Annotated in this window: 22 protein-coding genes and 1 tRNA gene; 9 read left to right on the forward strand and 14 right to left on the reverse strand. The window is 71.5% G+C overall.

Annotated features, from left to right (window positions below):
• Positions 1-169: 169 nt before the first annotated feature.
• The 4 genes from ACZ4NT_RS25695 to ACZ4NT_RS25710 all read right to left on the reverse strand — a co-directional run bounded on the left by ACZ4NT_RS25695 (position 170) and on the right by ACZ4NT_RS25710 (position 3,817).
• Positions 170-355 carry a hypothetical protein gene (locus tag ACZ4NT_RS25695; RefSeq protein WP_121402419.1) on the reverse strand — a complete coding sequence of 62 codons (186 nt, stop codon included), beginning with the start codon at positions 353-355 and terminating at the stop codon, positions 170-172.
• A 107-nt stretch (positions 356-462) separates the two neighbouring features.
• Positions 463-1,347, reverse strand: coding sequence for an SDR family oxidoreductase (locus ACZ4NT_RS25700; protein WP_121402418.1), 885 nt, complete (start codon positions 1,345-1,347; stop codon positions 463-465).
• Positions 1,344-2,300, reverse strand: a complete 957-nt coding sequence (locus ACZ4NT_RS25705; RefSeq protein WP_467727838.1) for an alpha/beta fold hydrolase — start codon at positions 2,298-2,300, stop codon at positions 1,344-1,346. The genes ACZ4NT_RS25700 and ACZ4NT_RS25705 overlap by 4 nt, the downstream gene beginning before the upstream one ends.
• On the reverse strand, positions 2,297-3,817 hold the full coding sequence (locus ACZ4NT_RS25710; RefSeq protein WP_121402416.1) for a flavin-containing monooxygenase: 1,521 nt from the start codon (positions 3,815-3,817) through the stop codon (positions 2,297-2,299). Before ACZ4NT_RS25710 ends, ACZ4NT_RS25705 begins: the two co-directional genes overlap by 4 nt.
• Before the next feature lie 212 nt (positions 3,818-4,029).
• Here ACZ4NT_RS25710 and ACZ4NT_RS25715 point away from each other — a divergent pair, with 212 nt between their 5' ends.
• Positions 4,030-4,653, forward strand: a complete 624-nt coding sequence (locus ACZ4NT_RS25715) for a MerR family transcriptional regulator (RefSeq protein WP_121404687.1) — start codon at positions 4,030-4,032, stop codon at positions 4,651-4,653.
• A 24-nt stretch (positions 4,654-4,677) separates the two neighbouring features.
• Here ACZ4NT_RS25715 and ACZ4NT_RS25720 read toward each other — a convergent pair whose 3' ends face one another.
• A complete protein-coding gene (locus ACZ4NT_RS25720) occupies positions 4,678-5,478 on the reverse strand; it encodes an exodeoxyribonuclease III (protein ID WP_121402415.1) in 801 nt (266 codons plus the stop codon).
• Between the two features lie 58 nt (positions 5,479-5,536).
• Here ACZ4NT_RS25720 and ACZ4NT_RS25725 point away from each other — a divergent pair, with 58 nt between their 5' ends.
• Positions 5,537-6,013 (forward strand): GNAT family N-acetyltransferase, encoded by a 477-nt coding sequence (locus tag ACZ4NT_RS25725; RefSeq protein ID WP_121402414.1) that lies wholly within the window; start codon positions 5,537-5,539, stop codon positions 6,011-6,013.
• 55 nt (positions 6,014-6,068) lie between these two features.
• On the opposite strand, the gene ACZ4NT_RS25730 is transcribed toward ACZ4NT_RS25725, so the two are convergent.
• The 7 genes from ACZ4NT_RS25730 to galU all read right to left on the reverse strand — a co-directional run bounded on the left by ACZ4NT_RS25730 (position 6,069) and on the right by galU (position 11,812).
• A tRNA-Ala gene (locus ACZ4NT_RS25730) sits at positions 6,069-6,142 on the reverse strand.
• Between the two features lie 89 nt (positions 6,143-6,231).
• The gene (gene sepX / locus ACZ4NT_RS25735; protein WP_467727840.1) at positions 6,232-7,554 is read right to left on the reverse strand and encodes a divisome protein SepX/GlpR; all 1,323 of its coding nucleotides are present in this window, start codon (positions 7,552-7,554) and stop codon (positions 6,232-6,234) included.
• A 225-nt stretch (positions 7,555-7,779) separates the two neighbouring features.
• The gene (locus tag ACZ4NT_RS25740; protein ID WP_121402412.1) at positions 7,780-8,451 is read right to left on the reverse strand and encodes a GNAT family N-acetyltransferase; all 672 of its coding nucleotides are present in this window, start codon (positions 8,449-8,451) and stop codon (positions 7,780-7,782) included.
• The gene (locus tag ACZ4NT_RS25745; protein WP_121402411.1) at positions 8,448-8,960 is read right to left on the reverse strand and encodes a MogA/MoaB family molybdenum cofactor biosynthesis protein; all 513 of its coding nucleotides are present in this window, start codon (positions 8,958-8,960) and stop codon (positions 8,448-8,450) included. The genes ACZ4NT_RS25740 and ACZ4NT_RS25745 overlap by 4 nt, the downstream gene beginning before the upstream one ends.
• Positions 8,957-9,436, reverse strand: a complete 480-nt coding sequence (moaC, locus tag ACZ4NT_RS25750) for a cyclic pyranopterin monophosphate synthase MoaC (protein ID WP_121402410.1) — start codon at positions 9,434-9,436, stop codon at positions 8,957-8,959. Before moaC ends, ACZ4NT_RS25745 begins: the two co-directional genes overlap by 4 nt.
• A gap of 147 nt (positions 9,437-9,583) precedes the next feature.
• Positions 9,584-10,906 carry a molybdotransferase-like divisome protein Glp gene (glp, locus tag ACZ4NT_RS25755; protein ID WP_121402409.1) on the reverse strand — a complete coding sequence of 441 codons (1,323 nt, stop codon included), beginning with the start codon at positions 10,904-10,906 and terminating at the stop codon, positions 9,584-9,586.
• 3 nt (positions 10,907-10,909) lie between these two features.
• On the reverse strand, positions 10,910-11,812 hold the full coding sequence (gene galU, locus ACZ4NT_RS25760) for a UTP--glucose-1-phosphate uridylyltransferase GalU (RefSeq protein ID WP_121402408.1): 903 nt from the start codon (positions 11,810-11,812) through the stop codon (positions 10,910-10,912).
• A gap of 61 nt (positions 11,813-11,873) precedes the next feature.
• Between galU and ACZ4NT_RS25765 the strand changes: the two genes are divergently transcribed.
• The gene (locus ACZ4NT_RS25765) at positions 11,874-12,521 is read left to right on the forward strand and encodes a 5-formyltetrahydrofolate cyclo-ligase (protein ID WP_467727845.1); all 648 of its coding nucleotides are present in this window, start codon (positions 11,874-11,876) and stop codon (positions 12,519-12,521) included.
• Between the two features lie 83 nt (positions 12,522-12,604).
• Here the strand turns inward: ACZ4NT_RS25765 and ACZ4NT_RS25770 are convergent, their stop codons facing one another.
• Complete coding sequence (locus tag ACZ4NT_RS25770) at positions 12,605-15,367, reverse strand: penicillin acylase family protein (protein ID WP_467727847.1); 2,763 nt, start codon at positions 15,365-15,367, stop codon at positions 12,605-12,607.
• A gap of 246 nt (positions 15,368-15,613) precedes the next feature.
• Between ACZ4NT_RS25770 and ACZ4NT_RS25775 the strand changes: the two genes are divergently transcribed.
• The 6 genes from ACZ4NT_RS25775 to ACZ4NT_RS25800 all read left to right on the forward strand — a co-directional run bounded on the left by ACZ4NT_RS25775 (position 15,614) and on the right by ACZ4NT_RS25800 (position 21,377).
• A complete protein-coding gene (locus ACZ4NT_RS25775) occupies positions 15,614-17,131 on the forward strand; it encodes a potassium/proton antiporter (RefSeq protein ID WP_121402405.1) in 1,518 nt (505 codons plus the stop codon).
• Positions 17,132-17,423: 292 nt separating this feature from the next.
• Complete coding sequence (locus tag ACZ4NT_RS25780; protein WP_467727849.1) at positions 17,424-18,692, forward strand: MFS transporter; 1,269 nt, start codon at positions 17,424-17,426, stop codon at positions 18,690-18,692.
• Between the two features lie 68 nt (positions 18,693-18,760).
• Complete coding sequence (locus ACZ4NT_RS25785; RefSeq protein ID WP_121402403.1) at positions 18,761-19,096, forward strand: FmdB family zinc ribbon protein; 336 nt, start codon at positions 18,761-18,763, stop codon at positions 19,094-19,096.
• Positions 19,097-19,169: 73 nt separating this feature from the next.
• Complete coding sequence (locus tag ACZ4NT_RS25790) at positions 19,170-20,066, forward strand: S-methyl-5'-thioadenosine phosphorylase (RefSeq protein WP_467727851.1); 897 nt, start codon at positions 19,170-19,172, stop codon at positions 20,064-20,066.
• 159 nt (positions 20,067-20,225) lie between these two features.
• A complete protein-coding gene (locus ACZ4NT_RS25795; protein ID WP_467727852.1) occupies positions 20,226-20,786 on the forward strand; it encodes a hypothetical protein in 561 nt (186 codons plus the stop codon).
• A gap of 114 nt (positions 20,787-20,900) precedes the next feature.
• Complete coding sequence (locus tag ACZ4NT_RS25800) at positions 20,901-21,377, forward strand: large conductance mechanosensitive channel protein MscL (RefSeq protein ID WP_467727854.1); 477 nt, start codon at positions 20,901-20,903, stop codon at positions 21,375-21,377.
• Positions 21,378-21,426: 49 nt separating this feature from the next.
• Here ACZ4NT_RS25800 and ACZ4NT_RS25805 read toward each other — a convergent pair whose 3' ends face one another.
• Positions 21,427-21,609 carry a hypothetical protein gene (locus tag ACZ4NT_RS25805; RefSeq protein WP_121402401.1) on the reverse strand — a complete coding sequence of 61 codons (183 nt, stop codon included), beginning with the start codon at positions 21,607-21,609 and terminating at the stop codon, positions 21,427-21,429.
• Positions 21,610-21,633 lie beyond the last annotated feature (24 nt).

Consider the following 21,633-nt stretch of genomic DNA (forward strand, 5'->3'; position numbering starts at 1 on the left):
CCCACCCCGTGGCCGAGCCGCCCTGCGCGGGGGCTGCCCGAGACCCGCCCCGCGACCCGCCCGCTCACGCCTCTCACCACCGCGCCCGGCCCGCCGCCGGGCGGACGCGCCGAAAGGGTGCCCTCCTCGCGGAGGGCACCCTTTTTCCGGCCAAGGCCGGGCGCAGCGATCAGGCGTCGTAGTCCTGGTCGAGGCGGTCCCGCGCGTCGCGCTGGGCGTGCTCGGCGCCCTGCTGGGCCCGCTCACGCTCCTGCGGGGAGCGCTCGCTCGCCTCGTCCTGCCGCTCGCCGAACTTCCTCTTCGCCTGCTGCTGCAGCTGCTCGGCCTTGTCCTGGAACTGGTCCTTCATGCCCATGGAATTCACTCCCGTTGTGGGTGAGGGGATCGGGGCTCGACCAGAGTTGCACGGGCGGACACGCCGCGCATGTCGACCGGTCACTCACCGTGAGGACCACGGACCGCTCACGGCGAAGTGCGGTGCCGTTCTCCCTCGTCGGCCGCCCCGCCCGCTCCCACCAGGCCCTTGGAGACACCGTTCAGCCGCGGCTCGAAGCGCCGCATCTCCCGCTGCCCCACGGTCCCGATGAGCGCCGGGAGATACCCGCGGATGCCCTGCATGCCCCGCAGCCACCACTGCGCGTACACATGGCTCGACCGCCGCTCGATGCCGGCGACGATCCGGTCGACCGCCGGACCCAGCGGGTAGGTCTTGTTCGACGGCCACGGCAGCCGCTTGCGCAACTCCCGCATCACGTCGTCCTGGTCGGCGCCCCGCACCATGTCCGTGTCGGTCCAGGAGAGGTAACCCACGCCGACGCGTACGCCCTTGTAGCCCACCTCGGCGCGCAGGCTGTGCGCGTACGCCTCCACGCCCGACTTCGACGCGCAGTACGCGGACATCATGGGCGCGGGCGTGATCGCGGCCAGCGACGCTATCTGGAGCAGGTAGCCGCGGCTCTCCATCAGCACCGGCAGGAAGGCCCGCGCCGTCACCGCCGAGCCGATCAGGTTGACCTCGATGACACGCCGCCAGGCGACGGGGTCGGAGTCCACGAACGGACCGCCGTTGGCGACACCGGCGTTGGCGACGACGATGTCGACCTTGCCGAAGCGCTGCTTGACCTCCTCGGCGACCCTCGCCATGGCCTCGTGGTCGGTGACGTCCGCGTACCAGTGGTCGCTCTCGCCGTGCAGCCGCTCCGAGACCTGCTTGAGCGCGTCCGCCTCCAGACCGACGAGTGCGATCTTCGCGCCGCGTGCGGAGAGCTTGCGCGCGAGGAGTTCCCCGACGCCCCGCGCGGCCCCCGTGACGACCGCGACCTGTCCCTCCAGGCTCACCCTGCTCATGCGCCCGCCTCCTTCAACTCGTCCTGATCACGCGACTGTTCCTGCTGCTGCGGCTGTACGTAGGTGGTGACGAGCTCCCGGATCCGGGCGGTCACCAGCTCGGGCGCCTCGATGGGCGTCATGTGCCCGAGCCCCGGCAGCTCCGTGACGCCGACGCACTCGGGCAGGGCCGCCACCAGGGCCCGTGCGTGCACGGCCGGCGTCAGCCGGTCCGCCGTACCGACCAGCACCTCGGTCGGTACCCGCAGCTCCCGCACACCGTGGTCGAGATCGAGCAGGTCGAGCACCTGCGACCAGGAGTACCGCACCCGGCGCGGACACGCGTGCACGATCCGCGCGCAGGCCTCGACCATCACCGGTGACGAACCGGGCCCCATGGTCCCGTACTTGAGGATCCGCCGGGCGATCGGCGAGACCGGCCCGAGCGGCGCCCGCGAGCCGAGCACCGACTTGGTGAGCCGGGTCCGCAGCCGCCCCGCACGCAACGGGATCACCAGTGACTCCGCCACCAGCCGCGAACTGCCCGTGCTGCACAGCAGCGCGGCGGCCGCGTGCTCCCGGAACGCGGCCCGCGCGGACGCGGCCATGAGCGTCATCCCGCCCATGGAGTGACCCACGAACACGGCCTTCTCGCCGGGTGCGAGCGTCGCCCGGATCACCGCCTCCAGGTCGTCGGCGAGCCCGTCGGTGCTGCACGCCGGGCTCGCCGGGCTGCGCCCGTGCCCGCGCTGGTCGTACGCGACGACCCGGTGGTCGACCGCGAGGTCGCGGATCTGCGCCGCCCAGAAGGCGGTCGAGCAGGTCCACCCGTGCGCGAGGACGACGGCCGGCGCCCCCTCGGGCCCGTGCACCTCGACGTGCAGCCGGGCACCGTCGGCGGAGTCCACGGTCAGCACCCGCTCGGGGACGGGAGGGGCGTAGGGGCCACTGGCCACGTGCATGATCCGGCTCACGCCTGCACCTCGGCCTTCCGCTCGTCGCGGGACGCGCCCGCGGCCCTCGGGGCCCGCAGCACCTCGTACTCGGCGAGGTCCACACGCCGGGTCGCGCCGCGGAACTCCGCGGTCGTGCCGGGCCAGATGGTGGTGTTGCGGCCGTTGGCGTCCAGGTACCAGCTGTTGCATCCGCCGGTGTTCCAGACGGTGCGCTTCATCCGCTCCTGGACCCGGTGGTTCCAGGCGTCGACCGCTGCGGGGCGGGCGTCGAGCGCCGCCCGGCCGCCGAGGACGTCCAACTGCCGTACGTAGTCGGCGAGGTAGTTCAGCTGCGACTCGATCATCAGGATCATGCTGGAATTCCCGAGGCCCGTGTTGGGACCGATGATCGTCATCCAGTTGGGGAAGCCGGCCGCGGTGGCGCCGCGCAGCGACTGCATGCCGTCCTTCCAGGTCTCGGCGAGCGTCCGGCCGTCCGCACCCACGACCCGCTCGGCGATCGGCATGTCCGTGACGTGGAAGCCGGTGCCGAACACGATCGCGTCGGCCTCGGTCTCGGTGCCGTCGGCCGCCACCAGGGTGGAGCCGTCGATGCGGGCCAGCCCGGAGGCCACCACGTCCACGTTGGGCCGGGCGAGCGCCGGATAGTAGGTGTTGGAGAGCAGGATGCGCTTGCAGCCGATGCGGTAGTCCGGAGTCAGCTTGGCGCGCAGCTCCGGGTCCTTGACGGCCCGGGCGATGTTCCGCTTGGCCAGCTTCTCGACCAGGCCCAGCTCCTCGGGCCGCTTGGTGAAGGCCTGGACCTGCAACTCCCTGATGCCCCAGAGCAGTCCGCGCCGGGCCTTCGTCGTGAACGGCAGCCGCCGGTGCAGCCAGCGCTCGGCTCCGCTGATGGCCCGGTCCATGCGGGGCATCACCCACGGCGGGGTGCGCTGGAAGAGGGTCAGCCGCTCCACCTCGGGCTGGATGGACGGCACGATCTGGATGGCGGAGGCGCCCGTGCCGATCATGGCGACCCGCTTGCCGCGCAGGTCGAAGTCGTGGTCCCAGCGGGCCGAGTGGAAGACCTTGCCGGGGAAGGTGCCGATGCCGGGCACGTCCGGGATCTTCGGGTCGGAGAGGGGCCCGGTGGCGGAGACGACGAGGTCGGCGGTGAGGGTGCCGCTCGCCGTCCGTATCTCCCAGTGCAGCTTCTCGTCGTCCCAGCGCATCAGCTCGACCTCGCTGTCGAAGCGCAGGTGCGGGCGCAGACCGAAGAGGTCGGTGACGTGCTCCAGGTAGGCGCGTATGTGCTCCTGGCCGGAGAAGGTGCGCGGCCAGTCGGGGTTGGGCGCGAAGGAGAACGAGTAGAGGTGGGACGGCACGTCGCAGGCGCACCCGGGATAGCTGTTGTCCCGCCAGGTGCCGCCCACGCTGCCCGACCGCTCCAGGACGACGAAGTCGGTCACGCCCTCACGGCGCAGCCGCACGGCGGCTCCGAGCCCTCCGAACCCGGAGCCGACCACCGCCACCCGTACATGCTCGTGCTCGGTCATCCCGACGCCTCCCTGCTCCGCACGACTCTGCCAGTGAACACTGGCGCAATGGGGAGCGTAGAGGAGCTTCGTACTCATGGGTAGGGGTCGGGACCGGGAAAGTTACCCCGGGTACGACGTAGGGTGCCGACGTGGCTGACGGAACAGGAGAACGCGACGCCGAGGCGGCGGCACGGGCCGGCGCGCCCGAGCCGGGCAGGCGCGAGTACCGCATGGAGGAACTGGCCAAGGAGGCCGGCATCACCGTGCGCACCCTGCGTTTCTACCGCGAGCGCAAACTGATCCCGCCCCCGCGCCGCGAGGGCCGCATCGCCTGGTACGACGACGGCCACCTGGCCCGGCTGCGGACGATCTCGGCACTGCTGGAACGCGGCCACACGCTGAACGGCATCGCGGAGCTGGCCGAGGCCTTCGACCACGGCAGGGACGTCGGCGAGCTGCTGGGCCTCGGCGAGCCCAGCGAGGAGACCCCGGTCCGCCTCTCCCCCGAGGAACTGGCCGACGTCTTCGAGGGCCAGGCCACCCCGGAGAACCTCGCCGCCGCACTCGACCTCGGCTATCTCGGCACCGACGGGACCGAGATCGTGCACATCAGCCGGCGGCTCCTCGACGTGTCCGCGGCCCTGGTCCGCGAGGGCATCCCGCTCGCGGACGTCCTCGGCGCCGCCCGCCGCGTACGCGAGCACACCGAAGCACTGGCCGCGCTCTTCACCGATCTCGTCCTCACCCGGGACCGCACACCGGAGGACCTCCAGCGCCTGCGCCCGCTGGCGAAGAGCGTGGTGGAGGCGGAACTGTCGATGGCCCTGGACCGCCGGCTGCGCCGCACGCCCTGAGGCGGCGCGCCCGGCCGGCGGGGCCTACAGGTCGTAGACGACCGTCACGGGCGCGTGGTCCGACCAGCGCTCCTCGTGCGTCGCCGCCCGCTCCACGAAGCCCTTCACGGCCTTGCCGGCGAGCCCCGGCGTGGACATCTGGTAGTCGATCCGCCAGCCGGTGTCGTTGTCGAAGGCCCGCCCCCGGTAGGACCACCACGTGTACGGACCCTCGACGTCGGGGTGCAGCGCACGGACGACGTCGACGTATCCGGCGCCTTCACCGAGGACCTGGCCGAGCCACTCCCGCTCCTCCGGCAGGAACCCGGAGTTCTTGCGGTTGCCGCGCCAGTTCTTGAGGTCAGCCTCCTGGTGGGCGATGTTCCAGTCGCCGCAGACGACGACCTCGCGCCCGTCGGCGGCGGCCCGCTCGCGCAGCACCTTCAGGTGGCCGAGGAACTCCCCCATGAACCGGATCTTCTCGTCCTGCCGCTCGGTCCCCACCTCACCCGAGGGCAGATAGAGGCTGGCGACGGTGACGCCGGGCAGATCGGCCTCGACGTACCGTCCGCTGGAGTCGAACTCCGCGGACCCGAACCCGATCCGGACCCGGTCGGGCTCACGGCGTGTGTAGAGGGACACACCGGCCCGCCCCTTCGCCGCGGCGGGCGCGTGCACCACGTGCCACCCCTCAGGCGCCCGCACGGCGTCCGGGAGCTGCGCCGGCTCGGCCCGCACCTCCTGCAGGCACAGGACGTCCGCGGAGGTCTCCGTCAGCCACTCCACGAAGCCCTTCCTGGCGGCGGCCCGGAGCCCGTTCACATTCACAGAGGTAACAGTCAGCACCCGCGCACGATACTTAATCCGGGGACCCGTTCCGGCGCATAGATGTACGATGCATCGCATGAATATCCGTCCGGTCCCCTACGACCACCCCGACGCCGTCAAGCTCAACGACCAGGTGCAGCTCGAATACGCCGAGCGCTACGGGGACGAGGGAGACGTCACACCGCTCGATCCGTCGATGTTCCAGCCGCCGTCGGGTCTGTACCTCGTCGCGTACGACGACCGGGAGCGGCCGGTGGCCACGGGCGGCTGGCGCACCCAGGACGAGAACCCCGAGGGCTACGCGGACGGCGACGCCGAGCTCAAGCGGATGTATGTGACCCCGGAGGCCCGCGGCCTCGGTCTGGCCCGGCGCATCCTGTCGGCCCTGGAGGACGACGCCCGCGCGGCAGGACGCTCCCGCATGGTCCTGGAGACCGGCACGAAGCAGCCGGAGGCCATCGCGCTGTACACCTCCAGCGGCTACGAGCCCTGCGCCAAGTTCGGCCTGTACCGCCACGAGCCCCTGAGCCGCTGCTTCGCGAAGCCGCTCTGACGCCCGGACACGCAAGAACCCCGCCGGACGAATCCGACGGGGTTCTGAATTGCAGTGGACCTGAGGGGATTTGAACCCCTGGCCCCCTCGATGCGAACGAGGTGCGCTACCGGACTGCGCCACAGGCCCTTGCAACGAGTGAAACTCTAGCATCCCCGTCCGGGTGCTTGGAAATCCGTTCCTGGCAGGTCACCAGGGCCCCGGACGGCCACCGCCCGTCACTCGTTGGCCGCCCGCGGCCGGTCGCCGTCCTCGTACTGGTCGAAGAGCGGGGTGCGCCCCCGCTCACGGGCCCGGCGGGCGGACGCGGCCCGGCGGGCGTCGCAGCGGTCGTCGCCGTCGGCGGCCTCGGGCCGCTCCTCGGCGACGGGCTCCGCCTCCGGCGCGCTCGGCTCCGCGGCACTGGAGCGTGCCGAGCTCCACGCGTCCGGCGCGCCGAGATCCACACTGGGCGTGGCCCGCGGGGCGACCGGAGCGGTGACGTACGTCGGCAGCGGGACGGGCACCGGGTCCCAGCTGTCCCCGTGACCGGGCCGCCGCTGCCGCTCGCGCTGCTGGTCGACCCACTCCGCGTGGTCGGTCTGCTCGACCAGGGCCCGGCGGTCGGCGGCGAGCGCGGACAGGCCGGAGTCGGCCTCGGGTTCGGGTGAGTCGTCGGGCTCGTCCGCGCCCGGGTCCACGGGCGGCCGCCGCCGGGGCTGCCGCTCACGCAGCCGCTGCGCCGCCGCCTCGGCCCGCTGCCGGTCCATCACGTAGGTGAAGCGCCGCCGCTCCTGGGCCCGCAGATAGGCGATGTACCCGCTCAGCAGGACCGCGGGCACGCCGGGCGCCCACAGGAAGGCCAGCCCGCCGACCGCCGCGACGATCGCGCCGAGCGTGAAGGCGATGAAGAGCATGACGGTCGTACGCCGTCGGCGCGCGAGCACCTTCGAGCGCCGGGCACGCGCTGCGGCCTCGGCCGAGGAGGCACGACGCGCGGCCGGTACGGAGTGCGCCGTCGGCTCCGCCGAAGCGGACGCCGCGGCGGCGGAGTTGGCGGACTGCGCGGAGTGGCCGACCCTGGCGGACGGGCCGGACTGCCGCGGCAGGGGTCTGTCGGCGGTCCGGGACGCGGGCCTGTCGGCCGCGCGGGGCGCCGGTCTGTCGCCGGACGGGGCCGGCGCCTCGCGCCGGTCCGCGGGCTCCGCCGGAACCTGTGCCTGTGCCTGGGGACGCTGTTGCGCCTGGGCGTGCGTCCGGGACCGCGGCTGCGCCGGAGCCTGCGGCTCGGTCGGCGGCATGGCGAAGGCCCGGACGTCCACCGAGTCGGTGACGCCGTCCGGATCGGCGCTGGGCTCCTCCTCGTCGGCGGAGCGCGCCTGCAGGTCCTTGGCGTACCGGCGCTCCATTCCCGCCCGTCCGGACAGCAGCCGGATGGCGGTGCTGAAGCGTTCCGTCGGACGGGCTTCGTTCAGCTCGTCCTGCCTACGGAGCCACATCGGCACCAAGTAGGCGGCCCAGGCCCCGACAATGACTGCGTAGATGAGGCCGCTGCTGCTCACGCCTCACACGGTAGAGGGGTTTGCGTGAGGCCATCTGCCAATTGCGCCGGTGTGTCGCACGATCTGGCTGATATTTCGAGCTTTTTTTGTGACCGATGCGATCAGCAGCCCGCCGACAGCGCCAAATTAACGCCCTCAGGTGATCGCCAGTCGATCAATTTCGAACATTTATTTCATTTCCCGGGTCGGTCGGGCTGTGAACCGGCCAACCGCGCATTCACAGCGTCACAGGGTGTTCCGCGGCGCGTTCGGGGACTGGTCCCCCGGGCTGTTCTCGCGGGAGTGGCGGGCGCGTCTGCGCTGCCAGCGGGCCAGCAGCCCCTCGGCCGCCTCCTCCGCGGTCAGTGCGAAGACGAGATGGTCGCGCCAGGCCCCGTCGATGTGGAGATAACGCGGGCGAAGCCCTTCCTCACGGAATCCGAGTTTCTCCACGACCCGGCGGCTCGGCCCGTTCTCGGGGCGAATACAGACTTCGATGCGGTGCAGTCCGACCGTGCGGAAGCAGTGGTCGGCCGCCAGTGCGACGGCCGTCGGCATCACGCCGCGCCCCGCGACCGCTTCGTCCACCCAGTAGCCCACATGCCCGGAGCACATCGATCCCCAGGTGATTCCGGCGACCGTCAGCTGCCCGACGAGCCGGCCCTGGTACTCGATCACGAAGGGCAGCATCCGGCCCGCGTTGGCCTCGGCGCGCAGGTGGCGGACCATCTGCCGGTACGTCGGCCGATGCGCTATGGGCCCGCTCGGCGTGGGCGGCGGGATCGTCGCCTCCCAGGGCCGCAGCCAGTCGCGGTTGCGCCGGTTCACCTCGCGCCAGGCCCGCTGGTCGCGCACCTTTATCGGCCGCAGGACGACGTCGCCCTCCCGCAGCTCGACGGGCCAGGATGGGCTGTTCAGCTCGCACCCCCACTGCCGCTCGGTCTCGGGTGGTCGCCGCCCCGGATCTGGTCGACGGCGTGGGTCAGCAGGGGCTCCAGCACGGCCAGGCCGTCCCGGACCCCGCCGGTGGAACCCGGCAGGTTGACGATCAGCGTCCGTCCCGCGACACCCGCGAGCCCCCGGGACAGCGCCGCCGTCGGCACCTTCTCCCTGCCGAACGCCCTGATGGCCTCCGGAATGCCCGGGACCTCGTGGTCGAGGACCCGCCGGGTGGCCTCGGGCGTCCGGTCGGTGGGCGAGATGCCGGTGCCGCCGGTGGTGACGATGACGTCGTACCCGGCTTCGACGCCGGTGCGCAGGGCGGCCTCCACGGGGTCCCCATCCGGGACGACCCTCGGGCCGTCCACCTGGAAGCCGTACGCGGCGAGCGCCTCGGCGATCAGCGGTCCGCCCCGGTCCTCGTAGACCCCCGCGGCGGCGCGGTTGGAGGCGGTGACGACGAGCGCACGGTAGGACGGAACGGTCATGCCCGGCTCCAGTCGCCCGACTTGCCGCCCGTCTTCGCCTCGACCCGCACGTCCGTGATGACCGCTCCCTTGTCGACCGCCTTGACCATGTCGATCACGGTGAGCGCCGCCACGCTGACCGCGGTCAGGGCCTCCATCTCGACCCCCGTGCGGTCCGTGGTCTTCACGGTGGCGAGGATCTCGACGGCGTCGTCCGCGACCGACAGATCCAGTTTCACACCCGACACCGACAACGGGTGGCAGAGCGGAATCAGGTCCGGGGTGCGTTTGGCACCCATGATGCCCGCGATGCGCGCGGTCGCGAGGGCGTCGCCCTTGGGGACCCCCTCGCCGCGCAGCAGCTCGACCACCCGGGGCGAGACCAGGACGCGGCCGCTGGCGCGGGCGGTGCGCGCGGTCACGTCCTTCCCGGATACGTCGACCATGCGGGCCGCGCCCGCCTCGTCGATGTGCGTCAGTCGGTCCTGCGTACTCATCTGCTGTGGCGCTCCCGGTCAGGGCCCCTCGCGGTGCGGCGCGTGGCCTGTTGTGCGCGACACGGTACCGCCAACTCGGGGTGCCGAGCGGAACAGGCCCCTCCCCGGCCCGCCGCCCGCGCGGACGGAACCGCTCCGGCCCGCCGCTCAGCCCAGCAGGACGACCTCGACGTCGGCACCGGGCTCGACCGAGGTGGCCTCCTCGGGGACCACGATCAGCGCGTCCGCATGCGCCAGGGCGGCGACCAGGTGGGATCCGGCGCCGCCGACGGGCTTCACCCTGCCGTCCGCGTACGTGCCGCGCAGGAACTGCCGGCGGCCCTCGGGGGAGGTCAGTGCCTTGTCCGTGTCCAGGGTTGCCCTGGTGGTCGGCCGGTGGACGTCCTCCAGGCCCATCAGGGTGCGGATCGCGGGGCGGGCGAACAGCTCGAAGGAGACGTACGACGACACGGGGTTGCCGGGGAGCGCGAGCAGCGGGGTGTGCTCGGGGCCGATGGAGCCGAATCCCTGGGGCTTGCCCGGCTGCATGGCGAGCTTGCGGAAGTCGATGCCGCCGCCCTCCTCGTCCTCGTCGCCGACGGAGGACAGGGCTTCCTTGACGACGTCGTACGCACCGACGCTGACGCCGCCCGTCGTGACGACGAGGTCCGCCCGGATGAGCTGGTCCTCGATCGTGGAGCGGAGCGTCTCGGCGTCGTCGGCGACCGCGCCCACGCGGTAGGCGATGGCCCCGGCGTCCCGCGCGGCGGCGCACAGGGCGAAGCTGTTGGAGTCGTAGATCTGGCCGTTGCCCAGCTGCTCGTCGGGCTGGACCAGTTCGCTGCCGGTGGACAGCACGACGACGCGCGGGCGCGGGCGCACCCGCACGGTGCCGCGCCCGATCGCGGCGAGCAGGGCGATCTGCGGCGGGCCCAGGATCGTGCCGGCCTCCAGCGCGCGGTCGCCGGCCTTCACGTCGCTGCCCTTGGCACGCACGTGGGCGCGCGCCGGGGCCGGGCGGTGCACGTGCACCCGGCCGGAGGCCCCCTCGGGGGCCGAACTGTGGGCGCGCATCCCGGAGACGGCTCCCTCGCCGAGGCCGCCGTCGGTCCACTCGACGGGGACGACCGTCTCGGCGCCGGGCGGCAGCGGGGCGCCGGTCATGATGCGGGCGGCCTCACCGGGACCCACGTACGGCTGGTCGGCCTGGCCCGCGGCCACGTCGCCGACCACCGTCAGCGCGGCCGGGAACTCCTCGCTCGCGCCCGCGACATCGGCGACCCTGACCGCGTACCCGTCCATCGAGCTGTTGTCGAACGGCGGCAGCGAGACCGGCACCGTGACGTCCTCGACCAGGACGCAGCCCTGGGCGTCGAGGAGTTGCAGCTCGATGGGTTCCAGGGGGCGGACGGTCGCGAGGATGTCCTCCAGGTGCTCGGTCACCGACCAGAGGTGGTCCTGGCCGGTGGCGCGGGTCGCGGCGCTGCTCACGTGTTACATCTCCTCGGCTACGTAACTGCGAAGCCAGGCCCGGAAGTCCGGTCCCAGGTCTTCACGTTCGCACGCGAGTCTGACAATGGCACGCAGATAGTCGCCTCGGTCGCCGGTGTCATAGCGGCGGCCCTCGAAGACCACGCCGTGCACCGGGCCGCCGACCTTCTCGTCCGTGGCGAGCTGCTGGAGGGCGTCGGTGAGCTGGATCTCGCCGCCGCGGCCCGGCTCGGTCTTGCGCAGTATGCCGAAGATGCTCGGGTCGAGTACGTAGCGGCCGATGATGGCGTAGTTGCTGGGGGCGTCCGCCGCGTCGGGCTTCTCGACCAGGCCCGTCACCTTGACGAGGTCGCCCTCGCCGGTGGCCTCGACGGCGGCGCAGCCGTAGAGGTGGATCTGCTCGGGCGCCACCTCCATGAGGGCGACGACGCTGCCGCCGTGCTGCTCCTGGACCTCGACCATGCGGGCGAGGAGCGGGTCGCGCGGGTCGATCAGGTCGTCGCCGAGCAGGACGGCGAAGGGTTCGTGGCCGACGTGCGGTGCCGCGCACAGGACGGCGTGGCCGAGCCCCTTGGGGTCGCCCTGACGCACGTAGTGCATCGTTGCGAGGTCGCTGGACTCCTGGACCTTGGCGAGCCGTCCGGCGTCGCCCTTCTTCTGGAGGGCCGACTCCAGTTCGTAGTTGCGGTCGAAGTGGTCCTCGAGGGGGCGTTTGTTGCGGCCCGTGATCATGAGGACGTCGTCCAGCCCCGCCGACACGGCCTCTTCGACCACGTACTGGATCGCCGGCTTGTCGACGACCGGCAGCATCTCCTTGGGAGTGGCCTTGGTGGCCGGCAGGAACCGGGTGCCGAGACCTGCTGCGGGGATGACAGCCTTGGTGATCCTGGGGTGCGACTCAGTCATGCCCGCAACCATATCCGGTGGCTATGTGCGGATTCTGTGGCTCCGGTTAATTCGTTCTCATATGAGCACATTACGAAGGATACGGAAGCCGCCTGTGAGTCACCTGGGACACGAAGCCGAGCCTGCCAAACGAACGTTGCGGCGAGAGCTCCTCGCGGTGAGAAGCCGGTTGACGGCGGATGACGTGCAGGAAACGGCCGAGGCCCTCGCGGTGCGGGCCCTGGAGCTGCCGGAGCTGGCGCACGCCGGCACGGTGGCGGCGTACGTCTCGGTGGGGAGTGAGCCGGGCACGCTCGCGCTCCTCGACGCGCTCCTCGCACGCCGGGTGCGGGTGCTCCTGCCGGTCCTGCTGCCGGACAACGACCTCGACTGGGGGGCGTACACCGGGGCGGACTCGCTCGTACGCGTCCAACACGGCGGGCGGATGGCCCTCTTGGAGCCGGCGGGCGAGCGCCTCGGACCGGCGGCCGTCCAGGAGGCGGAGGCCGTCCTGCTGCCCGGTCTGGCGGTGGACGGGCGCGGGATGCGCCTGGGCCGCGGCGGTGGCTCGTACGACCGCGTACTGGCCCGTCTGGAGCGCGCGGGGGCCGATCCCGCCCTGGTGGTGCTGCTCTACGACACGGAGGTCGTCGAGCGGGTCCCCGAGGAGCCCCACGACCGGCCGGTGCACGCCGTGGTCACGCCGTCGGCGGTACGGCGCTTCCGCTGACGTCCTGCGGCCCGGCGCCTGCCCGGAAAAAGCGGAACGGCCCTCCACGCGTGCGTGGAGGGCCGTTCCGCGATCCGCCGGCGTCAGGGCTTCAGCAGCAGTGTGTCGCTGGTGCTCCGGTCGACCGCCTTGTCCGAGAAGGACCAGGGCAGCAGCTCACCCTTGGCCCACTTGTCCGTCTGGTCGGTGTAGTGGGCGCTGTAGGCGTGCCCCGAGGCACCGGACAGGTTGATCCACTTGGACTTGTCCAGGTCGCCGAGGTTGACCACCATCCGCATCGACGGCACCCAGACGACGCCGTAGCCGCCGGCCGCGTTCCACCCGGTCGCGTTGACCGTCGCCTCGCCGCCGCTGAGCTTCCAGGGGCCGCGGTTGAGCATGTACTGCACGACGCGGGGCCCCTCGGTGCCGAGCGTCTGGTTCTTCAGGAACAGGCGGTGCAGCCGGCCCCAGCTCCAGGTGTCGATGTCCTTGCCGAGCTTGGCGGTCAGCTCCCACCGGGCGTCCTTCATGGCCCGCGCGAACAGCGCGTCCCGGGTGCTGCTCGCCTTGTCGAGGCGCGTCTTGGGCGCCTTCCACCAGTCGTTGTCCTCGTCGTCGATGATCTTGCGGACCACCTCGAACCAGCGGTCGCCGCCGTCCGGCTGCGCCTGGTCCGCGTCGCGCTGGCCGCACTCGCGCACCTTCTGGTCCTCGTCCGCGGGCCCGGTCGTGTCGACCCGGTCGACGTTCAGGCACTGGCCCTTGACCCGCAGCTCCTTGGGCAGCTTGTTGCCGAAGGCGAGCTTGAGGATGTTGCGCCAGGTGGCGTTGAAGTACGCGGCCGCCGCCGAGTCGGCGTCCTGGGTGTAGTCCCAGCCCTCCAGAAGCTTCTGGGCCTCGCGCACGCTCTTGTCCGACACGTCGATCTTGAGCAGCTTGGGCACCAGCAGCTTGGCGATCTCGCTGCTGTTGTCGAGCTGCATCTGCCGCATGTCGTCGGTCGAGACCTTGCCGCCGCCCTTGATCTTCGACTCGATCAGGTCGGTGATGCGCTGGCTGCGCGAGCCGTAGCCCCAGTCCGTGGTGAGTGTGTAGGGGTACTCGTCCTCGTCCACGACGGCCTGGTTCGCCGTCACGATGTAGCCCCGCTCGGGGTTGTACTCGTACGGCAGCTCCGACGGCTTCACGAAGCCCGTCCACCGGTACTTGCGCTCCCAGCCCGGCGCCGGGAGCGAACCGTCGCCCGAGCCCCTCGTGGGGATCTTGCCGGGCAGCTGGTAGCCGATGTTGCCCTCGGTGTCGGCGTAGATCAGGTTCTGCGAGGGCACGTCGAAGGACTGCGAGGCCTTGCGGAAGTCGCTCCAGTTCGCGGCCCTGTCCATCTCGAAGACGGCGTCCATGGAGGTGCCCGGCTGCAGCGCGGTCCAGCGCAGCGCGATGCCGTAGCCGTCACCGCGGTCGGGCGCCGCGCTGTCGACGGTGGCCTTCCTGCCGACCTTGACGAGCTCGTCGTTGCGGTCGGACAGCAGCGGGCCGTTGTTGGTCTCCCGGACGACGATCGTCTTGGCCCTGGCGCCCGCGACCTTGATCGTCTCCCTGCGGGTCTCGAAGGGCAGCACCTTGCCGTCGTACTGGTAGCCGTCCCCGGTGAGCTTCTCCAGGTAGAGGTCGGTGACGTCCACACCCGAGTTCGTCATGCCCCAGGCGATGTCCCGGTTGTGGCCGATGACGACACCGGGCATCCCCGCGAAGGTGTAGCCGGCGACGTCGTAGCGGCACTTGTCGCCGACGCTGCGGCAGTGCAGGCCCATCTGGTACCAGACGGACGGCAGCGACGCCGACAGGTGCGGGTCGTTGGCGAGCAGCGGCTTGCCGGTGATGGTGTGGCTCCCGGCGACGACCCACGAGTTGGAGCCGATGCCGTTGCCGTTCACCCCGACGGCCGTGGGCACGTCGTCGAGCACGTCGTAGAGACCCGACAGCTGGCTCTGCAGGCCGTCGGGGTCCGCGGTGCCCCCGGCCAGCCCGCTGCCCGCCGAGGCGCCGGGCGTCGTGCCCGTTCCGGTGCTCGTGCTCCCCTGCCCGTACGACTGGCCGACCTCGTCGTACCGGCCCTCCTGCACGATCGTCTTGTTCCGGCTGTACGGATAGTCCGGGTACAGGTCGGCGATCTGCTGGGGGCCGAGACGGCTGGTCATCAGGGAGCGGTCGATCTCCTCCTGCATGTTGCCGCGCAGGTCCCAGGCCATCGCCTTGAGCCAGGCCACCGAGTCGACCGGGGACCACTCCTGCGGCTTGTAGTCGTTGGCGAAGCCCAGCGCCGCGTACTCCAGGGAGAGGTCCTCGCCGTCCTTGCCCTTCAGGTAGGCGTTGACCCCCTTGGCGTAGGCCTGGAGGTACTTCTTCGTCGAGGCCGACAGCTTGGTGTCGTACTCCTTCTTCGCCACCCGGTCCCAGCCGAGCGTGCGCAGGAACTCGTCGTTCTCGACCTGGCCCTTGCCGAACATCTCGGACAGGCGCCCCGACGTCATGTGCCGGCGCACGTCCATCTCGTAGAACCGGTCCTGCGCCTGGACGTAGCCCTGCGCCATGAACAGGTCCTCGTCCGAGGAGGCGTAGACCTGCGGGATGCCGTAGCCGTCCCGCTTCACGTCCACGGGCCCTGACAGCCCGTCGAGTGTGATCGAACCCTTGGTCTGCGGGAAGGAGGCCCGGACGGTGCTGATGCTCCAGTACGCGCCGTAGGCGACGCCTCCGACGATGGCCAGAACCAGCACGATCACGATCAGACGGGCTCTGCGCCCCTTCTTCCTGCCGGACTTGCCGGGCTTTTGGCCGGAAGAGGCGGTGGTGTTGGGGGGCATCGCTGTCCTTGCTGTCCTAACGCGAGCGGCAGGGCGGGCTGTGCTTTTGACTGAGCGCAGGAGCAACCATAGGCGCAGGGCCCACCGCGCCTTGACGCGGAGTCGGGAACCCGAGAGCACGGGCGTTCGATCTTGCCTCCAAGAGTGTCAAGAAAAAGTCAAGACTTAGGTAAGGTAATGAAGTACTTGGGTCCGTAGTACGCGAGCCCGCGCCCGAAATGCGCGGGCCGAAGAAGGGAACGGCCGCTGACTGTCCACCACCTCAACCAGCTCCTGCTCGTCTGCTCGCTCGTTCTGCTCATCGCGGTGGCAGCGGTCCGCATCTCGTCGCGCAGCGGGCTTCCCAGCCTGCTCGTCTACCTCGGCATCGGCGTCGCCATGGGCCAGGACGGCATCGGCGACATCCACTTCAACAACGCCGAACTGACCCAGGTCATCGGATACGCGGCTCTCGTCGTGATCCTGGCCGAGGGCGGTCTCGGCACGAAGTGGAAGGAGATCAGACCGGTCCTTCCGGCGGCCTCCTCACTGGCCCTGGGCGGCGTAGCCGTGAGCGTGGGGGTCACGGCCACGGCCGCCCACTACCTGATCGGGCTGGAGTGGCGGCAGGCGCTCATCATCGGTGCGGTGGTGTCCTCCACGGACGCCGCGGCGGTCTTCTCGGTCCTGCGGAAGATCCCCCTCCCCGCGCGCGTGACGGGTGTGCTGGAGGCGGAGTCGGGATTCAACGACGCCCCGGTGGTGATCCTGGTCGTCGCCTTCTCCACGGCCGGCCCGGTGGAGCACTGGTACGCCCTGGTGGGCGAGATAGCCCTCGAACTGACCATCGGCGCCGCCGTCGGCCTCGCCGTCGGATGGCTGGGCGCCTGGGGGCTGCGGCACGTGGCCCTGCCCGCCTCCGGCCTCTACCCGATCGCGGTCATGGCGATCGCGGTGACGGCCTATGCGGCGGGCGCGCTCGCCCACGGCAGCGGCTTCCTCGCCGTCTACCTCGCGTCGATGCTGCTCGGCAACGCCAAGCTGCCGCACTGGCCCGCCACGCGCGGCTTCGCCGAGGGGCTCGGCTGGCTCGCCCAGATCGGCATGTTCGTCCTGCTCGGCCTGCTGGTCACCCCGCACGAGATGGGTGACGACATCTGGCCCGCGCTCGTCATAGGCCTGGTGCTGACCGTGGTGGCCCGGCCGCTGAGCGTCTTCGCGAGCCTGCTGCCCTTCCGCATGCCGTGGCAGGAGCAGACGCTGATCGCCTGGGCAGGGCTGCGCGGCGCCGTGCCCATCATCCTGGCGACCATCCCGATGGTGAGCGGCATCGAGGAGAGCCGCCGGATCTTCAACATCGTCTTCGTCCTGGTCGTCGTCTACACCCTCATCCAGGGCCCTACCCTGCCCTGGCTGGCCCGGAAGCTGCGCCTGGGCCGGTCCACCGAGGCCGCCGACCTCGGGATCGAGTCCGCCCCGCTGGAGCGCCTGCGCGGGCACCTGCTGTCCGTGGCGATCCCCGCGCGGTCCCGGATGCACGGCGTGGAGATCAACGAGCTCCGGCTGCCGCCGGGCGCCGCCGTCACCCTCGTGGTCCGGGAGGGCAGGTCCTTCGTACCGCTGCCCACGACCACCCTGCGGTACGGCGACGAACTGCTGGTGGTGGCGACCGACCCGGTGCGCGACGCGGCCGAGAGGCGGCTGCGCGCAGTGGCGCAGGGCGGCAAGCTGGCGGGCTGGCTGGGCACGGCCGCCGAGGGCACGGAGCACCGGGCGGGGCACTAGCAGGACGGACAGGGGACCGATACGGACATAGTCGCCCATAGCGGCAGTCACGCTTTCGCAGGCAGGTCCTGCGGTGGTGCTCGTTTTCACAGGCGCCACAGGCCTGCACCCCTGTACGATGAAGGCACACCTTTGATCGAACCAACTCTGCCTGACGCAGAGCTGGCGCGACCGTATGGCGGCCGTGACGTCCTCCGCCGAGGACGCCGGTATCTACCGCAGTTCCGCGCAAGAGGACAGCTCTCGGTGCCCCCGCACGGGCGCGCTACCAGGCGGCAGAAAGGCACGGGCCGTGGCATCCACGGTCACCTCCCGCCCGGGATACGGACAGCTGCTGCGCACCCGCGGCGCCTGGACGTTCCTGCTCCCCGGCTTCGCCGCGCGACAGCCGTTCGCGATGCTCACCATCTCCATCGTGCTCCTCGTCCAGCACACCACCGGCTCGTACGGTGCGGCGGGCGCCGTCGCGGCGGCCACCGGCGTCTCCATGGCGCTGTTCGCCCCCTACAGCGGGCGGCTCGCCGACCGCCACGGCCAGCGTGCCGTGCTGCTGCCCGGCGTCCTCGTGCACGCCCTGGCGGGCCTGTCCCTGACGGCCCTGGCGCTGACGGACGCCCCCCTGTGGGCACTGTTCGCCGCGGCCGTGCCGACCGGCGCCTCCGTGCCCCAGGTCGGCCCCATGGTGCGGGCCCGCTGGGGCGTGAAGCTGCAGGACTCGCCCCTGATGACGACAGCCGCGGCCTTCGAGTCCGTCACGGACGAGCTGACCTTCGTCCTCGGCCCGCTGCTCGCGACCGCCCTGTGCACCGTCGTGGACCCGGCCGCGGGTCTGCTGACCGAGGCCGCGCTGACCCTGATCGGCGGACTGCTGTTCGCCGCGCAGAAGAGCACTCAGCCCGCCGTCGCCGCGCTCGGCGAGGGCCACATGCGCGTGAAGCACGCCTCCGCGCTGACCATCCCCGGCGTGCGCGTCCTGATCGTGGCCTTCCTCGGCATCGGTTCCGTCTTCGGCGGCATGCAGGTCTCCCTCGCGGCGTTCAGCGAGTCGATCGGCGAACCCGGCCTCAACGGTGTGCTGTACGGGGTCTTCGCCGCGGGCAACATGCTCTCCGGGGTCGTCTGCGGCGCCGTCGCCTGGAAGATCGCCCCGCAGCGTCGTCTCGTCCTCGGCTACGCGGCGCTCGCGCTGACCGCGTCCGGCCTGTGGGCGGCCCAGTCCGTGGTCGTCCTCGCCGGGATCGGCCTGCTGGTCGGCATGTGCATCGCGCCCGCCCTGATCACCGGCTACACGCTGGTCGAGGGGCTGGTGCCGGCGGGCGCCCGCACCGAGGCGTTCACCTGGTTGACCGGTGCCGTCGCGCTCGGCCAGGCGGCCGCCGTCACGGTGGCCGGACAGCTTGAGGACCGCCTCTGGGACGGTGCCGGTTTCCTGGTGCCGATGGCCGGAACCGCACTGGCTCTGGTGACCCTCGTGGCCCTGCGTTCCCACCTCTCCCAGCGCCCCCGAAGCCGGACGGTCGCACGTGGCGTCGGTCACCGCACGCCGGTGACGGTGGACTGATGCCGAGGAATACGTCACTATGGACCGTCGTTAGCACTCATTGAGTGAGAGTGCCAGGAGGAAGACAAGTGCCGACCTACCAGTACCAGTGCACCGAGTGCGGCGAGGGCCTCGAGGCGGTGCAGAAGTTCACGGACGATGCCCTGACCGTGTGCCCGAACTGCGATGGCCGCCTGAAGAAGGTGTTCTCCGCGGTCGGCATTGTCTTCAAGGGCTCCGGGTTCTACCGCAATGACAGCCGCGGTTCCTCGTCGAGCAGCAGCCCTGCCTCGTCGACGAAGTCGGCGAGCTCGTCGTCCGACTCGAAGCCGGCGTCCTCGTCGGACTCGAAGTCGTCGGCCGGCTCCTCGTCGGGCAGCTCCTCGTCGAGCGGCTCCTCGTCGGCCGGAAGCACCGCCGCGTAAGGCTTTCCTACAAGACCCTGTCGTCCCCGACGGCAGGGTCTTCGGCGTGTCCGGGCCCGGTTAGGGTGCCGTCATGGCGAACACGGAGAACGCACAGAACCCGGCGGCGGCCGAGCGGGCCGCGTCGGCACAGCCGCGGGCCACCGCCGCGATCGGGGTCATCGGCGGCTCGGGGCTCTACTCGTTCCTCGACCACGTGACCGAGATACAGGTCGACACCCCCTACGGGCCGCCCAGCGACTCCCTCTTCCTCGGCGACGTGGCCGGCCGGCGGGTCGCGTTCCTCCCCCGCCACGGGCGCGGCCACCACCTGCCGCCCCACCGCATCAACTACCGCGCCAACCTCTGGGCCCTGCGCTCCGTGGGAGTGCGCCAGGTGCTCGCCCCCTGCGCGGTCGGCGGGCTGCGCCCCGAGTACGGCCCGGGGACCCTGCTCGTGCCGGACCAGCTGGTCGACCGTACGAAGGCCCGGACGCAGACGTACTTCGACGGACTGCCGCTGCCCGGCGGCGACGTGCCGAACGTCGTGCACGTGTCGCTGGCCGACCCGTACTGCCCCGCAGGGCGCAGGGCCGCGCTGGCCGCCGCCCGCGGACGGGACTGGGAGCCGGTGGACGGGGGCACGCTCGTGGTCGTCGAGGGCCCGCGGTTCTCGACCCGGGCCGAGTCCCTGTGGCACCGGGCGCAGGGCTGGTCGGTGGTGGGCATGACGGGCCATCCCGAGGCCGTGCTCGCCCGTGAACTGGAGCTCTGCTACACGTCGTTGACCCTGGTCACGGACCTCGACGCGGGTGCGGAGACCGGCGAAGGCGTCTCGCACGAAGAGGTGCTGAAGGTCTTCGCGGCCAATGTGGACCGGCTGCGCGGGGTGCTCTTCGACGCGGTCGCGGAACTGCCGTCGAGCGAGGCACGCGACTGCCTGTGCACGACGGCGCTGGGCGGGATGGACCCGGGGTTCGAGCTGCCCTGACCGAGGGGCGCCGAACTCACCGGCCGCGCAGGCGGAACTTCCCCTTCGGGTGACGGAGTTGTCCACAATCCGTCGGTCGTCCACGGGCTCCGGCGGGGTTCGCCACGAACCCTCATCGTGGGATCGCAAGCCGATCTCTCGTCGCAGGTGGTGGCACCCATGGCACAGCTCTCCTCTCCCCTCACGGGCCCGTCGAACACCGACGCACCGGGCCCCGCGGGCACCGACGCACCTCCCCGGTGCGAGGTGCCACTCTTCGCACCGGTGCGCGTGCGCGGCGCCCGCTGCCGGTTCCGGCGTCTGCTGCGGCACCGCCGAAGGGCCGTGGCGGCGGGTCTGGCGGTCACGGCCGCCGCGCTCGTGGCGGCCGGCCCCCGTGACGCGGGGCTCCCCCGCGGGCGTCCGACGGCCGCCGCCCGACCGGCGCCGGCCTCCGCTCCGGTGCGGGCGCGCCCCGCGGCGGAGCGGGTCACGGCCCCCGTGCGCATCGCCGACGCGGCCACCGTGAGGCTGCTGCGCCCCGGCGACCGGGTCGACGTCGTCGCGGCGGACGGCCGGGGCCGGGCGCGCGTGGTGGCCGCCGGGGCGCGCGTGACCGACGTGCCGGACGCCGTCGCGACCGGGGCCGGAGCGCTGGTCGTCCTCGCGGTGCCCCGGGCCACGGCGACGCGGCTGGCCGGTGCCGGCACCACCGCCCGGCTGGCGGTGACGCTGTGCTGACCGGCGATCCCACGTCAAGTCGCACGATCGAGCGGCCCAATTGGACAGGCCCGGGACTCCCTGACGTAGGTTGCGGAACTGTTTGTTCCGCAACTTGTGCAGAGGGGGCTCTCGGTGAGCGAGAAGAAGAAGCCGGGCGTACTGGAAGGCTTCAAGGCCTTCCTGATGCGTGGGAACGTCATCGACCTGGCCGTCGCCGTGGTCATCGGCGCCGCCTTCACCAACGTCGTGAACTCGGTGGTGAAGGGCATCATCAACCCGCTGGTGGGAGCCTTCGGCACCAAGGACCTCGACAAGTACCACTCGTGCCTGAAGTCGCCCTGCGCGATGGCCAAGGACGGCACGGTCACGATTGGCATCCCCATCATGTGGGGCACGGTGCTCAGCGCGACGCTCAGCTTCGTGATCACCGGCGCCGTCGTCTACTTCCTGATGGTCCTGCCCATGTCCAAGTACCTGGCCCGGCAGGAGGCCCGCCGCAAGGCGAAGGAGGACACGCACGAGATCATCGAGGTGACCGAGCTGGAGGTGCTCAAGGACATCCGCGACGCCCTGGTGGCGCAGCGCGGTTCGGGTCACGACCGGGTGTAGCGCCGAGGAGGCGTCGTGCGGCGGCGCCGAGGAGGCGTCGGGCGGCGGCTCAGATGTGGTGCGGGGGCTTCTCGTCGAGGAAGCGCTTCAGGTCGGCGGCGCTGTCGCCGTCGCCGCTCGGCCGCTCGCCCCAGCCGCGGTCCGTGTCGTCGGTGGACTGCCGGCTCAGCGGGTCGTCGAAGACCAGGGCGGCCTTGGGATCGCGCGGCTCGGGTTCGGGGACGGTACTCATACCTCCAGAGTACGTGCCACGAGG

The sequence above is a fragment of the Streptomyces sp. NPDC026417 genome, from assembly GCF_055567695.1.

Excerpts from the sequence above, each read along its gene's own strand:
- ACZ4NT_RS25695 (WP_121402419.1), bottom strand. The coding sequence starts at position 355 with ATGGGCATGAAGGACCAGTTCCAGGACAAGGCCGAGCAGCTGCAGCAG.
- ACZ4NT_RS25700 (WP_121402418.1), bottom strand. The coding sequence starts at position 1,347 with ATGAGCAGGGTGAGCCTGGAGGGACAGGTCGCGGTCGTCACGGGGGCC.
- ACZ4NT_RS25710 (WP_121402416.1), bottom strand. The coding sequence starts at position 3,817 with ATGACCGAGCACGAGCATGTACGGGTGGCGGTGGTCGGCTCCGGGTTC.
- ACZ4NT_RS25715 (WP_121404687.1), top strand. The coding sequence starts at position 4,030 with ATGGAGGAACTGGCCAAGGAGGCCGGCATCACCGTGCGCACCCTGCGT.
- ACZ4NT_RS25725 (WP_121402414.1), top strand. The coding sequence starts at position 5,537 with ATGAATATCCGTCCGGTCCCCTACGACCACCCCGACGCCGTCAAGCTC.
- ACZ4NT_RS25745 (WP_121402411.1), bottom strand. The coding sequence starts at position 8,960 with ATGACCGTTCCGTCCTACCGTGCGCTCGTCGTCACCGCCTCCAACCGC.
- moaC (WP_121402410.1), bottom strand. The coding sequence starts at position 9,436 with ATGAGTACGCAGGACCGACTGACGCACATCGACGAGGCGGGCGCGGCC.
- galU (WP_121402408.1), bottom strand. The coding sequence starts at position 11,812 with ATGACTGAGTCGCACCCCAGGATCACCAAGGCTGTCATCCCCGCAGCA.
- ACZ4NT_RS25765 (WP_467727845.1), top strand. The coding sequence starts at position 11,874 with ATGAGCACATTACGAAGGATACGGAAGCCGCCTGTGAGTCACCTGGGA.
- ACZ4NT_RS25770 (WP_467727847.1), bottom strand. The coding sequence starts at position 15,367 with ATGCCCCCCAACACCACCGCCTCTTCCGGCCAAAAGCCCGGCAAGTCC.
- ACZ4NT_RS25790 (WP_467727851.1), top strand. The coding sequence starts at position 19,170 with ATGGCGAACACGGAGAACGCACAGAACCCGGCGGCGGCCGAGCGGGCC.
- ACZ4NT_RS25795 (WP_467727852.1), top strand. The coding sequence starts at position 20,226 with ATGGCACAGCTCTCCTCTCCCCTCACGGGCCCGTCGAACACCGACGCA.
- ACZ4NT_RS25805 (WP_121402401.1), bottom strand. The coding sequence starts at position 21,609 with ATGAGTACCGTCCCCGAACCCGAGCCGCGCGATCCCAAGGCCGCCCTG.